Origin of the sequence: Nocardia mexicana NBRC 108244 (assembly GCF_001613165.1) — a bacterium.
GTDB classification, from domain to species: domain Bacteria; phylum Actinomycetota; class Actinomycetes; order Mycobacteriales; family Mycobacteriaceae; genus Nocardia; species Nocardia mexicana.
Window position 1 is genome coordinate 90,018 of the sequence record NZ_BDBV01000001.1, and the last position, 13,177, is coordinate 103,194.

Below are 13,177 nucleotides of genomic sequence, written 5' to 3' on the forward strand. Positions count from 1 at the left end.
TGAGGGTGGACACCCTGACGCACAGCGACGCGCTGTCCCGGTTCGGCTACGCCCTGTCGGATTCGACGCGCACGCGGATCCTGCTCAGCCTGCGAGCCGCACCCGGATACCCGTCGGAGCTGGCCGACAAGATCGGGGTCTCGCGCCAGATCCTGTCCAATCACCTCGCCTGCCTGCGCGGCTGCGGGCTCGTGGTCGCGGTCCCGGAGGGGCGCCGCGCCCGGTACGAGCTGGCCGATCCGCGCATCGGCCGCGCCCTCGACGATCTGGTGGGCCTGGTCCTCGCCGTGGACCCGGCCTGCTGCGCCGCCGCCGACGCAGAGGACTGCTGCTGATGTCGGCGCTCGGGATGCCGCTCGCGCCGACGGGTCCGAGCATCGAACGCCGGGCCGTGCTGTCCCGGCGGATCCGCTGGTTCGTGGCCGCGACGATCTCCTACAACGTGCTCGAGGCGATCGTCGCGCTCGCCGAGGGCACCCGGGTGTCGTCGGCGGCGCTGATCGGGTTCGGGCTGGATTCGGTCATCGAGGTGTCCTCGGCCGCGGCGGTGGCGTGGCAGTTCGCCGGGCGCGATCCCGAGGCGCGGGAGAGGGTGGCGTTGCGCATCATCGCGTTCTCCTTCTTCGCCCTGGCCGCCTACGTGACCGTCGACGCGATCCGGTCGCTGCTCGGCCTCGGCGAGGCACGGCACTCCCCGCTCGGAATCGGGCTGGCCGCGGCGAGTCTGGCCGTCATGCCGGTGCTGTCGTGGGCGCAGCGGCGCACCGGACGCGAGCTGGGATCGGCCTCGGCGGTCGCCGACTCCAAGCAGACCCTGCTGTGCACCTACCTGTCCGCGGTCCTGCTGGTCGGCCTGCTGCTCAACTGGCTGTTCGGCTGGTCGTGGGCGGACCCGATCGCCGCACTGGTGATCGCGGTCATCGCGACCAAGGAGGGCATGAACGCCTGGCGAGGCGACACCTGCTGCGCCACAACAACTTCCGGCCACGCAACGGCCTGCTGCTCAGAGCGGCCGAAGGAAGCCGGGTGAGATGACGGTGAGGCGCAGGGCGTCGTCGCGGTGGGTCAGGGTGAGTTCGAACCAGTCGGGGGTGCGGGCCTGGGCGACGATGCCGTCGGGATCCGTCGACAGCGTGACATCCCAGCCGTTGCGCTCCCAGGTGCGGACGATCACGGGCGGGTAGATTTCCGCGCGATCCGGGGGCGGGGGGTCGAGGAGATAGCGGGTTTCCAGCCGCTCGCCCATGTAGACGGTGCCCGCGTCGTCGTCCAGCGGCAGCAGCAGTTCGCCGTCGAGGCCGCCCTGCGGGTGTATCCGCACCTGCCCACCCAGGGCGTCGAGCAGTTCCGCGACGAGGTCGCGAGTGCGTTCGCGCGCAGCGTCTTCGGTGAGTTCGCGGGTCCACGCCACCGCCCTCGCCACGCGCGGCATCGACTCGATCGGCAGCAACTCGTCCGATGTCGGCGGCTCCGCGGGCGCATCGGGCTCGGGCGGGTGATCGCGCTCGAGTTCGAAGCCGTAGCTCATCAGATCGTCGAAGGTCTGCGCGAAATCCCGCGGCCGCTCCATATTTCCGCCGTACTCCCAGCCGACGGTCCCGTCCGGCAGGTCCGGAGAGGCGAAGTAGCACGTATCCCCGAGCCCCTTGGCGATCAGCATCGCCCGGTCTCCCGAAATATCCTCGCCCGCTTCCCAATTGCGCACCGGCTCCGCGAGTTTCAGCTCACGGTAGGTCCGCATGTCGCGGGGTCTGGTGGGACCGAAGGAGATTCCGTCGAGATCGGTGAATCCCGCGTGCACCGTGCTCAGGAAGACTCGCAGCGCCTCGGGCAGGGCGTCCCAGTGCGGCGGCCGGTCCGCGCCGAAGGTCGCGGGATCCCATCCGATCCGAAACTCGTGCGGCTGGAACGGTTTCCGCAGCGCGTACAGCAATACCCAGTCCCCGCGCAGCAGGCATACGCGCACGTCGTCGAGGCATTCGTCCAGCACGTCGCCGAACCGCCGCACCACATCCACGAACATGTCGAGGTTCCACAGCGCCACCGCGGCGGCGCACCGGGCGCGGGCGTCGGGGCCGCCCGCGACACCGGCCCACCGCGCCGGAACATGGGCCGCGGCAGCCGAACCCGGCTCGACGAGCAGCGCCGAACCGGGACCGAACTCGGCCACGACACGCGCGAAGTCCACAGTGTCCACGACGGACATCCAACCGCATTCCCACGCCTGAGGCGGCCCGCGCGGTTTTGCCCGGCAGGCAATCGCCGCGAGAATCGACCACATGGAAACCGCGCACGCACGCTCCGTGCGACTGAGTGATGGTCGGCGCCTGGGATACTACGAGTTCGGCGATCCCGACGGTGTGCCGTGCGTCTACGTGCCTGGATGGCCCGCCTCCGGGCTCCTCGGCGGCATATACGACGCCCCCGCCCGCGACGCCGGGGTCCGGTGGATCTCCGTCGACAAGCCGGGCATCGGGAATTCGACTGCCGACCCGCGCCGCTCACTGCTCGGCTACGCCGACGACCTCGCGCGGCTCGCCGACGACCTGGGTCTCGACCGCTTCGCCGTCGTCGGCGAATCGGGCGGCGCACCACACACTTTCGCTCTCGCGCATGCCCGGCCGGACCGTCTGACCACCGCCATCGTGGTGGCGGGCATGGGACCGGCCCACGAGAAGAACGTCCGCGAGGGCATGGGTACCACCAATCGCAGGCTGATCACCCTGGCCAGGCGCGCACCCTGGCTGCTGCGCCTGCAGATGCTGATGCTCGGCCGGATGCTGCGAGACCCGGCGAAGGCGCAGCGGTGGGAGCGTTCGATGCGCAGCCACGCCCTCGAAGCCGAGCGACAGGCGCTGGATCGGGTCGACACCACCTGGCTCACCCGAGCCGCCGCGGACGCCCTGCGCGACGGCGGCCGAGCGGCAACCGAGGAACTGGCGATGATCACGCGCCCCTGGGGCTTCGCGCTGTCCGACATCACCGTGCCCGTCGAACTCTGGCACGGCGCGGCGGATCGGAATGTACCGGTGGCGATCGCCCGCCGCCTCATCGACGAAATCCCCTCGTGCACACCGCATATCCTCGACGGCTACGGGCACAGCATCGGAGCGGCCGTCTGCCACGACGTCATGGCCGCGGTGCGAAAAGCGGCCCGGGACTGAGCATCGGCCACTGCGGACGGACAGTCCAGGCCAGCCCTCCCGTGCGAGGGAGCAACGAAGCTGGAGGTGGTGGCGGCCCTGCCACCGCCCTCCGCGTCCCTGTGCGAGGTGATGAACGAGAGAAAGCCGATGACGTAGAGGAGAACGAACAGCAGCACGACGACGCCGAGCACGATAAGGACGATCAACCCGAGTTTGGGCTTCTTGGGCTGCGGCGGCGGAGGAGACATCGGCTGCATCCGACCAATGATGCCAACCGTGATGCCGAACCAACGCGAAAACGACCCGGAACCAAATAGTTCCGGGCCGTTTCCCTAGTAGCGGGGACAGGATTTGAACCTGCGACCTCTGGGTTATGAGCCCAACGAGCTACCGAGCTGCTCTACCCCGCGTCGTACTTATCACCCTACACGCCGGTGCCGTCGTCCCCTAATCGCGCCGGTATCCGGGCAAGAAACGCCGCGAGCACGCCGATACCGGCGGCCGCGCAGAGGAAGGCCCCGGCGTATCCCGCGGCGCCGATGACCCAGCCGAGGGCGACGGCGCCGAGTCCCAGCCCGCCGTCGTAGGCGATGTTCCAGATCGTGCTGGCCGTGCCGCTGCGGCCGGTGCCGAGCAGCTGGATGGTCAGCACGAACGAATCGTTCTGGCAGGCACCGAATCCCGCGCCCAGCAGCGTGGCCCCGACGATCAGCAGGCCGTGCGTTCCCGCCAGGGCGGCGGCGATGAGCGCCAGCCCGGCCGCGCAGCACAGCACCGACCCCGCCAGCAGGCGGCCCGCGCCGAAACGATCGCCGATCACCCCGGCGCCCAGCCGCGCCGCGACCAGGGCGACAGATGCCGCGAGCAGCGCCCACGAAGCGGCCCCGTCCTCCGGAAGTGCCACCGGCAGAAAGGTTGTCGCGGCGCCGAAGGATCCGGCGGTCATCAAGAACAGCGCGATCGGTACCGCGATACTTCGCATATCGGTCATCGATCCCAACCGGAATGCGCCGCGATGGCCGCGCGGCAACAGCGACGCCAGCAGCGCACCCGCGAGGCACGCGGCCGCGGCACCCCAGAACACGACCGAGAATCCCCATGTCCGAGCGATCCATACGCCCCCGGCGAGCGCGGCGAGATTGGGCAGGGCGGCGGCCGCGCCGTACAGCGAGGCCGCGGAGGACAACTTGCCGACGGCGGCCAGGTCCGCGACGAGCGTGGCTCCGGCCGTGACCACCAGCCCGAACCCGATACCCCGGACCACCGTGATCACCGCGATCGGAGCGAGGTCGGCGGACAGCACGTACAGCGGCGTCGGCGCCCCGAGCAGCACCGCGCCGATAATGATCATCGTCCGCAGCGAGACGACCCGGAACAGCCACGGCACGGCCAGCTGGGTGGCCACGGTGGCGGCCATCATGACCCCCGTCGTCGACCCCACGGCCACGCTGGCCGCCCCGCCGGTCGCGGACCACAGCGGGACGACCGACAGCAGCGCCGCGTAGTTGACGAAGGCGAGGAACGTCACCGCCAGGAGCACCGCGAAACCGCTCGGCGAGGGTATCCGAAATCCCTTGCCGTGGTACGCGTTTCCTGCCGGCCGCGGCTCGCATACCGCTCCGGCGCGATCGGTCTCCGGCGTCATCGTGTCGACCTCGCTCTCCGCCACTCCCCGGCCGGGCCGGTGGGCCTGTTGCTGGGCACGGTTCCACCATCACGCGGGACCCCGTATTCTGTCCAACGATGAACCACGATCCCAGCCATCACGAATCTCGATAACGAGGGGTGCGCGGTGGACACCAGGCTGCTGCGCAGCTTCCTGGCCGTCGCACGGTCGGGAAGCTTCACCGACGCGGCCCTGGAACTCGGATACACCCAGTCGACCGTGACCGGTCACGTGCAGAAACTCGAACGCCAACTCGGTGGCCGCCTGCTGGACCGGCTCTCCTCCGGGGTCGTCGTCACCGACCTCGGCGCCCGCCTGATCGCGCACGCGGAGGAGGTGCTCGCCGCGGAGGACCGGCTGCGGGCGCTCACCGCGCCGAGCGGTTCCCGACCCTCCGGCACCGTGCGCGTGATCGCCCCGGAGTCGCTGTGCACCTACCGCCTGCCCGCCGTCATCGGCGCCGTCCGTGCGGCGGAACCCGACGTGCAGATATGGATCAGCCCCGGCGGCATCGGCGACGCGCTGGACGCGGTGCGCCGCGGCACCGCCGATCTCGCGCTCACGATGGAGCCCCGAGCGCCGGTGACCGATCTCGCCCTGGAGAAGATCGGGACGGAGCCGCTGATCCTGGTCGATCACGGTGCGCGGATCGGTGATTCGACGACGTGGGCCGAACTGGCCGGGCGCGACGCCCTGCTCATCGAGGAGGGCTGCGGCTACAGCGACGACGTCGCGAACCATCTCGCCGCGACCGGCGCGGGCCCCGGGCGCCGCTCCCGCTTCGGCAGCATCGAGGCCATCAAGCGCTGCGTCGCCGTCGGACTGGGCTGGACGGCCCTCCCGGCGATCAGCGCCGAATCCGAGATCCGCTCCGGCGAACTGCGCATCATCCCCGGCCCCGACCTGCCCGCCTGCGATATCCACATGGCCACACACCCCCGCCGCCACCCCGGCCCGGCCCTGGAGGTCGTCCTCGCCGAACTCCGCCGCACCTGGGCCCGATCGCGACCGCCGAAAAGGAACTAGTACACGCGCCCTCGGACCGGAAGCTACGTCGCCGAATTCAGGGATCCACCTGATGCGCGGGGAGCCGGTTGCCGACGAGACTCGGATGAACAAGATCGAGTCGAATCGAAAGCGAGCCCGTGCGTTTCACCCGTTTCCACGCCTCCGCAGCCGTTCTCGCCGCGACACTGTGCCTCGCGACAGCCCCTGTCACATCGGCCGCCCCCGGTTTCGATCCCGGTTCGGCGCTACCCGCCCCGACCGGCCCGTTTCCGGTCGGCGTTCAGGAGTTCCATCTGATCGATGATCGCCCCGACCCCTGGGTTCCGGAGCTCAGCCGCGAGCTGATGGTCTCGGCCTGGTATCCGGCCATTGCGCCGATCGGCCGACCGGACGGTTACGCCACACCGCGGGAATCGGCGCTGCAGATTTCCTCGCTGCGCCTCGAAGACGTTGCGCCGGAGGCGTTCAGCATGATCCGCACCCACGCGTTCGTGGACGCGCCGAGATGGGGTAATCCCCTGCCCACCGTGGTGCTCTCGCCGGGATTCGCCATGCCCCGCGCCTCGCTGACGGGCCTCGCCGAGGAGCTCGCCGCGCGTGGGTACCTCGTCCTGGGCATCGACCACACCTACGAGACCGCCGCCGTGACCTTCCCGGACGGCCGCGTCACCGAATGTGTGGCGTGCCGTGGTCGCCCGGACTTCGCGGCGATCTCGGTCGGCCGCGCGCGGGATGTCTCCTTCGTTCTGGACGAGCTGACGAGCCGACTGCCGATCGACCCGGCCCGTATCGCGATGGGCGGACACTCCGCCGGAGGTTTCGCCGCACCGTACGCCCTCGCCGAGGATCCCAGGATCCGCGCGGGATTCAACCTGGACGGCACCTTCCCCGCGGTGCCCCACGGCCGGGCCGTCGACAGGCCGTTCCTGATGATGGGTGCGCCGCATCATGCGCCCGAGGGCGAGTACGGCGCCAAATGGACCGCGGCCTACGACACCTTCGCGGGCTGGAAGCGCCGGATCTCCGTGGACGGCGCCTCACACTCGTCGTTCACCGACTACGCCCCGATCGGCACGGCCCTCGGCGTCGAGATCCCGGACACGACCATCGACGGCCGCCGCGCGATGGAACTGACCCGCCGCGATGTCACCGCATTCCTCGACGAACACCTGCGCAACCTGCCTCAACCGGTGATCGACGCCGCGAGCCCGCCCGACCCTGAGGTCCACTTCGGCTGACCGACAGGCAGTTTCGCGGATCTCGGCGCTGTTCACGGACGGAGGGCTTGCACCGCCCAGGCCTCGTATCGCCCCATTGCACGACTATCGACACGCAGGTCGGTGAATCCGGCGGTGCGGCACAGGTCGGCGAAGGTCCGGGCCTGAGGCTCGGTCCAGCCGTGGCTGGCGAGCCCGGTGGCGTCGGCGCGGACGCTCCGCTCGATCGCCAGCAGCCGGCCGCCGGGCGCCAGCACGCGCCGGATCTCGGCGAGCCCGGTCGTCACGTCCGGCCAGTGGTGGACGGTGGCGACCGCCCAGGCGACGGTGGCCGCGCCGTCCTCGAGCGGAAGCTCCTCGGCCGACCCCTGAATCCAGCCGATCGTCTTCTCGCGCACCAGGATTCGGGCCAGTCGCAGCATCGACGGGGACGGGTCCACGCCGGTGACACGACAACCGCGACGCGCCGCCGCCGCGACCGCGCCACCCGGTCCACATCCGATATCCACGACACTGTCGGCCGACGTCACGGCCGCCAGATCGACCACCGTTCGGGCGCGTCGCCGACCGGCGAGGTACATGTAGAGCCCCATCGCCGATCCGATCGGCCCGGCGAAACCGGGGTGTCCGGCATGGTGATTGACTGCGGGTGTGGGCGGCGGGTTCATCGCGCATCCTTCCTGACCGTGATTGTCGTACCCACAGATTGCTGGTTCAGGTCGGGTCGAGGTCAAACGTTCGGTGCGACAGGTAGCCCGAATTGCGCGAGAGTAGCAGCGCGGCTGCGGTACCCGCGGCCAGGAAAACCGGGGGCTTGTCGGCGCGCATCGTCCATGTTGTCGTGTTCTGCGGGGGCTGGGCCGGGCGGCTACTCGCCGTCGAAGCTTGTCGAGAGGTGCGGGTGTTGGTGGACTACGTGGAGCCGGTCACCGGACGTCGCGAGGTGTTGGCGGCCGAGTTGCTGGCGTACTTCGGCTCGCTCGCCTCCGCCGAGTTGTCCAGTGACGACGACATTTTCGCGCTGGGGCTGGTCAACTCGCTACGGGCGCTGGAGATCGTCGTGCACGTGGAGCGAACCTACGGGATCTCCGTCGAGGTCGAGGATCTCGACCTGGACAACTTCCGCACCGCGGCCCTCGCGGCCGCGTTCGTCGAGCGCAAGCAGTCCGGGAACGACCCGTCGTGATCGACGTCGACAAACTGGTGGCGGCGGCGGAATCGGATGCCGCGCAATGGGACCGCACCGGTCTTCCCGGCGAGGTCATCTCGCTCGCCGCCCGGACCGGTGTGCTCGGAGCCGACCGGCCCGCGACATTCGGCGGCGCGGGCCTGGACGCGCGCGAACTGGGCCGGATGACGGCGACCCTCGGCGAACGGTGCACCAGCCTGCGGTCACTGGTCACGGTGCACGGCATGGCCGCGGCCGCACTGGACCGGTGGGGTACGGCCGAGCAGCGCGAGGACTGGCTGCCCCGCCTCACCGAGGGGGAGGCCGTCGCCGCACTGGCCGCCACCGAGGCCGGAGCGGGGACCGAACTGGCCGCCGTCGCAACGACATTCGAGACCGCAGGCCCCGACCGCCTGGTGTCGGGACACAAACTCTGGGTGACATTCGGTCAGGTCGCCGACGTGTTCCTGGTGCTCGGTGGATCCGGGGACGGGCTGTGTGCCGCCCTCGTCGACCGCGACCGCCCCGGCGTCACGGTGGAGCCGGTCGAGAACCCGCTCGGCCTCCGCGGCGCCCGGCTGGCGCACGTCCGGTTCGACCGCGTGCGGATACCGGCCGCGCAGCTGCTCGCGCCCCCCGGATTCGGGCTGTCCCATGTCGTCGGCACCGCGCTGGATCACGGCCGGTTCACCGTCGCCTGGGGCTGCGTCGGGCTCGCGCGGGCCTGCCTGGCCGACGCGGCCGCGCACGCCGCGACCCGCGTGCAGGGCGACACCGCGCTCGCACGGCATCAGTCGGTGCGGGCCACGCTCGGCCGCTGCTGGGTGGAAGTCGAAGGCGCACAAGCCCTCTGCGAACGCGCGGCCGGGCAGCGCGTCGCCGGATCGCCCGATTCGATCATCGCGACCGTCACCGCCAAATACGCGGCGGCCGACGCCGCGGCGATGGTGAGCGACCGGGCGGTGCAGCTGCTCGGCTCGGCGGGATGCGCGCCCGACAGCCGCGTCGGGAGGTTCTACCGAGATGCCAAGGTCATGCAGATCATCGAGGGGGCGCAGGAGGTTGCCGAGGTGACGATCGGAGAGCACGTGCTGCGGGGTGCGCGATGGTGACCGAACAGGTGCGAATCGGACCGGTCGCGACGTGGTTCCCCGACGCCGCTGCGCGCGTGGCAACACTGGCCGAGCTGCACGATCTGCCGCCGAACCGCCGCGAACACGCGCTGGCTCTGGGCATCGACACGGTGCGGACGGCGGACGACCTGACCGAAGGGGACCTGGCCGCCGAGGCCGCCCGGTCGGCGCTGGCCGCGGCCGACATCGAGGCCGCCGACGTCGATGCCCTGCTGCTCGTGACGGGGCGGGCGCCCCGATACCTGCTCGCCTCGGAAACCACACGGCTGCAACACCGCATCGGCGCCACCCGCGCCTTCACCGCAGGCGTGGGCGACCTCGGTTGCGTCTCGATCTCGGCCGCGCTGTCGCTCGCCGCGGCGCTGGTGCGCGGGGACGCACGGTGCCGCACCGTTCTCGTCGTCGCCGCGGCCAAGACGCCGACGCGCAACCGCTACCGCCCGCCCATGACGCTGCTCGGCGACGGCGCGGCCGCCTTCCTGGTCACCTCCGCCGGACGCTGGGAATTCGTCGACCAGATCCTGCGCAGCGACGGCAAGTACGCGGATCTGTTCCGGATCGACTATCGCGACATCCCGTCGGACGACTGGGCCGAGGAGTGTGCCGACGAATCCACCTACTCGTTCCGGCTCGCGGTCGAGAGCAAGAAACGGTTCGACGCCATCATCCCGGAACTGCTGGAGCGCAACGGAATCCGAGTCGGCCAGGTCGGCCCGATCCTCATGCAGAACCTGTCAGCCGGCGCGTTCGCCTTCTGGGAGGAGGCGCTGGAGACCCCGATCGACAAGGCCTGCCGGGACAACCTCGCGGCCTACGGCCACCTGGGCTCGATGGACATGCTGGTCAACCTGGAATCCGCGGCGGCCACCCGGATGCCGGGCGAGTACGCGCTGCTGTTGAACAGCAGCCCGGTCGCCGCGTGGAGCGCCGGACTGATGCGGAGGGTGTGAGGGTTATGACGACAACGGTGAAGTGCGTGGTCTGGGACCTCGACGATACGGTGTGGCCGGGCGTGGTACTGGAATCCGACGGCGGAGCCCCGAAACCCGAAGCGCTACACGCGATCCGGACCCTCGACGAACGCGGAATCCTGCACGCCGTCGCGAGCCGCGGCGAACCGTCCGCGGCCACGGCGCACCTGCGGCGGCACGGCATCGAGGAGATGTTCTCGGCGGTCGAGATCGGCTGGGGCCCGAAATCGGACGCGATCGGCCGGATCGCCGACTCGCTGAACATCGGGCCCGAGGCCATGGCCTTCGTCGACAACGATCCGGTGGAGCTGGCGGAGGTGGCGACCGCGCATCCCACGGTCCGGTGCTATCCCGCCGATCGCATCGCGGAGCTCGCGGGCCTTCCGGAATTCACGCCCGGCACGGCGACATCCGAAGCGCGACACCGCAGGTCGTACTATCGCGCGGAACGTGCCCGCCGGGCGGACGAGGGCGAGTTCGGCGGGTCGGACGCGGAGTTCCTCGCATCGCTGGGCCTGGTCATGACCGTGCGCACCGCCTCCGAAGAGGATCTCGCGCGAGCCCACGAGCTCACCGTGCGCACGCACCAGCTCAACACCACCGGGGTCACCTTCGACATCGACGAATTGCGTGAGCTGTGCGCGTCGCCGCGCCACGAGGTGCTCGTCGCCTCCCTGCACGACCGTTTCGGGGGTTACGGCACGATCGGGCTGGCGGTGTCGGAGATTCGTGGCACCGATTCGGTGCTGCTCCTGCTGCTCATGTCCTGCCGGGTGATGTCCCGGGGGGTCGGGACGGCGCTGATCCGCGAGATCGTCCGGCGGGCCCGGGCGGCGGGCCGACGGCCGGCCGCCGAATTCGTTGCCACCCCGGTCAACCGGGTGATGCTGGTGACCTTGCGATTCGCGGGATTCGAGGTGCTCGAGTCCGGCCCCGACCGCATTCTGCTCGCCTGCACGGTGCCACCGGAGGACATCGGCGGTACCGGCCATGTCGAGGTGATCCGATGAATGGTTCGACGAGCCCGGCGACGGACCTGTTGCGCGGAATTCTGCGGCAGGCCGAACGGGTACCCGACCGGGTCGCGCTCGTGGTGGGTGAGCGGTCGCTCACCTATCGCGAACTCGACACCGCCACAGCGTATCTCGCACGACGGCTCGTCGCCGCCGGGGTTCGTCCCGGGCAGACGGTCATGGTGCTGCAGCGGCAGAGCCTGAACACGCTGGTCGGCATGATCGCGGCGTTGCGTGCGGCCGCGGCCTGGTGTGTGGTCGAACCCGGACGGCCGGCGGCGGCTGTGCGCGCGGTCGTGGACGCCGCGAACTGCACGGCCGTACTGGTCGACGGGCGCGACGACTTCACCCCGCGCGACGAGGTGGCCGCGATGCTGGACGCCACGGCGACCCGGCCGACGGTGCTCGATATCGGCGACGGCGCCGAGTCGCCCGCCGTGGCGCTGCCGGACCAGCCGCCCATGCGGGCGCCCGCCTACGTGATCACCACCTCCGGGTCGACCGGCGAGCCGAAGGCCGTCGTGGTGTCGCGAGCCAACCTCGCCACGCTGATCGGCGCCCGCGGCTACCCGCCGCACCGCGACGGCGAACTCGTGACATTCTCGGCGATGCGCCTGATCTGGGACGGCTCGCTCATGGGTCTCGCATGGGCGCTGACCGTCGGCGGGACCAGCGTGCTCCCGGACGCCCGGATGCTGCCCGATGTCGACGCGGTATCCGAACTCGCTGTCCGCCACAGTGTTTCGCATCTCGTGTCGACCCCGTCGTTCTACCGCCTGCTGCTGCCGCGACTGACCGAGCTGAAACCGACGCTGCGTATCGTCACCCTCGGCGGCGAGGCCGTGCCGGCCCGCCTCGCCGCGGAGCATCGCGCGACGCTGCCCGCCACGCGCCTGCACAACGAATACGGCCCGACCGAGGCGACCGTGACGTGTATCTGCCACGTCGTGCCGCCGACGCCGCAGCGCGTCGTACCGATCGGCACACCCACCGACGGCACGACCGCCCACATCCTGGACCGCTCGCTGCGGCCGGTCCGCCGCGGCACCCGGGGCGACCTGTACCTCGGGGGCGGGCAGATCGCCGACGGGTACGCGGCGCGGCCGGGCCTGACCGCGACCCGGTTCGTCGCCGACCCGTTCGCCGCCGAGCCGGGCGGCCGCATGTATCTGTCCGGCGATCTCGCGCGGGTCGACGCCGACGGCGCCATCGAATTCCACGGGCGGGCCGACAGCCAGGTGAAGGTGCGCGGCGTGCGCATCGAGCGCGGTGCCGTCGAGGCGGTGCTGGAGCGGCATCCCGCCGTGCGCGAGGCGGTGGTGCTGGATGCGACGGACGCCGACGGTGCGGTGTACCTGGCCGCCTTCTGGGTGCCCGCGGACACCGCCGCGCCACCACCCCCGACCGGTGCGCTGACCGGATTCTGTGCCGAACACCTTGCGCCCGAATCGGTTCCGGACCGGTTCGTGGTGATCGAATCCCTGCCGATAGCGCCGGGCAGCAGCAAACTCGACGAGGCGGCCCTGCGCGCCCTGCTGGATTCCCGCCCCGAACGGCGCCCGGCACCGTCGCGGGACGGGTGGAGCGAGACCGAGCGGGCGATCGGCGCGATCTGGTCGGAGGTGCTCGTCCACGACGACTTCGACCGCGAGGACCGGTTCTTCGACGTGGGCGGCAACTCCCACCGCGTCGTGGCCCTGCATCTACGGCTGGAGGCCGGGTGGCCGGACGCGATCTCGGTCGGGATGCTGTTCGATCTCGACACCGTGGCGGCCCAGGCGGAGGCGGTGGCGTCGGATGCGACGACCCGGCCCGAGCCCGTGGACGGCGCCCCGATGGCATTCGAAGTGTGAGG

13 protein-coding genes and 1 tRNA gene are annotated in these 13,177 nt (G+C 70.8%); 10 read left to right on the forward strand and 4 right to left on the reverse strand.

Annotated elements, in window-relative coordinates; translation table 11 throughout:
• Positions 1-5: 5 nt before the first annotated feature.
• Both NM1_RS00415 and NM1_RS00420 read left to right on the forward strand, forming a co-directional pair.
• Complete coding sequence (locus NM1_RS00415) at positions 6-335, forward strand: ArsR/SmtB family transcription factor (RefSeq protein ID WP_068012458.1); 330 nt, start codon at positions 6-8, stop codon at positions 333-335.
• Positions 335-1,030: a cation efflux transmembrane domain-containing protein gene (locus tag NM1_RS00420; protein ID WP_174556818.1), complete on the forward strand. Its 696-nt coding sequence runs from the start codon at positions 335-337 to the stop codon at positions 1,028-1,030. Before NM1_RS00415 ends, NM1_RS00420 begins: the two co-directional genes overlap by 1 nt.
• Here NM1_RS00420 and NM1_RS00425 read toward each other — a convergent pair.
• The gene (locus NM1_RS00425) at positions 1,004-2,197 is read right to left on the reverse strand and encodes a hypothetical protein (protein ID WP_147288929.1); all 1,194 of its coding nucleotides are present in this window, start codon (positions 2,195-2,197) and stop codon (positions 1,004-1,006) included. The two genes, NM1_RS00420 and NM1_RS00425, sit on opposite strands and share 27 nt — an antisense overlap.
• A gap of 82 nt (positions 2,198-2,279) precedes the next feature.
• On the opposite strand from NM1_RS00425, the gene NM1_RS00430 reads away from it, so the two are divergent.
• The gene (locus NM1_RS00430; protein ID WP_068012461.1) at positions 2,280-3,164 is read left to right on the forward strand and encodes an alpha/beta fold hydrolase; all 885 of its coding nucleotides are present in this window, start codon (positions 2,280-2,282) and stop codon (positions 3,162-3,164) included.
• Between the two features lie 318 nt (positions 3,165-3,482).
• On the opposite strand, the gene NM1_RS00435 is transcribed toward NM1_RS00430, so the two are convergent.
• Positions 3,483-3,556 (reverse strand) — tRNA-Met (locus tag NM1_RS00435).
• Between the two features lie 14 nt (positions 3,557-3,570).
• Positions 3,571-4,791: an MFS transporter gene (locus NM1_RS00440; RefSeq protein WP_147288928.1), complete on the reverse strand. Its 1,221-nt coding sequence runs from the start codon at positions 4,789-4,791 to the stop codon at positions 3,571-3,573.
• A gap of 147 nt (positions 4,792-4,938) precedes the next feature.
• Here NM1_RS00440 and NM1_RS00445 point away from each other — a divergent pair, with 147 nt between their 5' ends.
• Both NM1_RS00445 and NM1_RS00450 read left to right on the forward strand, forming a co-directional pair.
• Positions 4,939-5,838: a LysR family transcriptional regulator gene (locus tag NM1_RS00445; protein ID WP_068012463.1), complete on the forward strand. Its 900-nt coding sequence runs from the start codon at positions 4,939-4,941 to the stop codon at positions 5,836-5,838.
• A 119-nt stretch (positions 5,839-5,957) separates the two neighbouring features.
• Positions 5,958-7,058: an alpha/beta hydrolase family protein gene (locus tag NM1_RS00450; RefSeq protein WP_068012465.1), complete on the forward strand. Its 1,101-nt coding sequence runs from the start codon at positions 5,958-5,960 to the stop codon at positions 7,056-7,058.
• 32 nt (positions 7,059-7,090) lie between these two features.
• Here the strand turns inward: NM1_RS00450 and NM1_RS00455 are convergent, their stop codons facing one another.
• A complete protein-coding gene (locus tag NM1_RS00455) occupies positions 7,091-7,705 on the reverse strand; it encodes a class I SAM-dependent methyltransferase (protein ID WP_068012467.1) in 615 nt (204 codons plus the stop codon).
• Positions 7,706-7,944: 239 nt separating this feature from the next.
• Here NM1_RS00455 and NM1_RS00460 point away from each other — a divergent pair, with 239 nt between their 5' ends.
• Genes NM1_RS00460 through NM1_RS00480 form a run of 5 tightly spaced genes read left to right on the forward strand, consistent with a single transcriptional unit; the run spans position 7,945 to position 13,175 of the window.
• The gene (locus NM1_RS00460) at positions 7,945-8,223 is read left to right on the forward strand and encodes an acyl carrier protein (protein WP_255286141.1); all 279 of its coding nucleotides are present in this window, start codon (positions 7,945-7,947) and stop codon (positions 8,221-8,223) included.
• Positions 8,220-9,317 (forward strand): acyl-CoA dehydrogenase family protein, encoded by a 1,098-nt coding sequence (locus tag NM1_RS00465; protein WP_068012470.1) that lies wholly within the window; start codon positions 8,220-8,222, stop codon positions 9,315-9,317. The genes NM1_RS00460 and NM1_RS00465 overlap by 4 nt, the downstream gene beginning before the upstream one ends.
• Entirely contained in the window at positions 9,311-10,288 is a 978-nt protein-coding gene (locus NM1_RS00470) for a 3-oxoacyl-ACP synthase (protein WP_068012473.1), read from the forward strand. The genes NM1_RS00465 and NM1_RS00470 overlap by 7 nt, the downstream gene beginning before the upstream one ends.
• Positions 10,289-10,293: 5 nt before the next feature.
• The gene (locus NM1_RS00475) at positions 10,294-11,319 is read left to right on the forward strand and encodes an HAD-IIIC family phosphatase (RefSeq protein ID WP_068012475.1); all 1,026 of its coding nucleotides are present in this window, start codon (positions 10,294-10,296) and stop codon (positions 11,317-11,319) included.
• Positions 11,316-13,175, forward strand: a complete 1,860-nt coding sequence (locus tag NM1_RS00480; RefSeq protein WP_068012482.1) for a non-ribosomal peptide synthetase — start codon at positions 11,316-11,318, stop codon at positions 13,173-13,175. Before NM1_RS00475 ends, NM1_RS00480 begins: the two co-directional genes overlap by 4 nt.
• The last annotated feature ends 2 nt before the right edge of the window (positions 13,176-13,177 follow it).

Coding starts and splice junctions, on each gene's coding strand:
- NM1_RS00420 (WP_174556818.1), top strand. CDS start 335: ATGTCGGCGCTCGGGATGCCGCTCGCGCCGACGGGTCCGAGCATCGAA.
- NM1_RS00430 (WP_068012461.1), top strand. CDS start 2,280: ATGGAAACCGCGCACGCACGCTCCGTGCGACTGAGTGATGGTCGGCGC.
- NM1_RS00440 (WP_147288928.1), bottom strand. CDS start 4,791: ATGACGCCGGAGACCGATCGCGCCGGAGCGGTATGCGAGCCGCGGCCG.
- NM1_RS00455 (WP_068012467.1), bottom strand. CDS start 7,705: ATGAACCCGCCGCCCACACCCGCAGTCAATCACCATGCCGGACACCCC.
- NM1_RS00470 (WP_068012473.1), top strand. CDS start 9,311: ATGGTGACCGAACAGGTGCGAATCGGACCGGTCGCGACGTGGTTCCCC.
- NM1_RS00475 (WP_068012475.1), top strand. CDS start 10,294: ATGACGACAACGGTGAAGTGCGTGGTCTGGGACCTCGACGATACGGTG.
- NM1_RS00480 (WP_068012482.1), top strand. CDS start 11,316: ATGAATGGTTCGACGAGCCCGGCGACGGACCTGTTGCGCGGAATTCTG.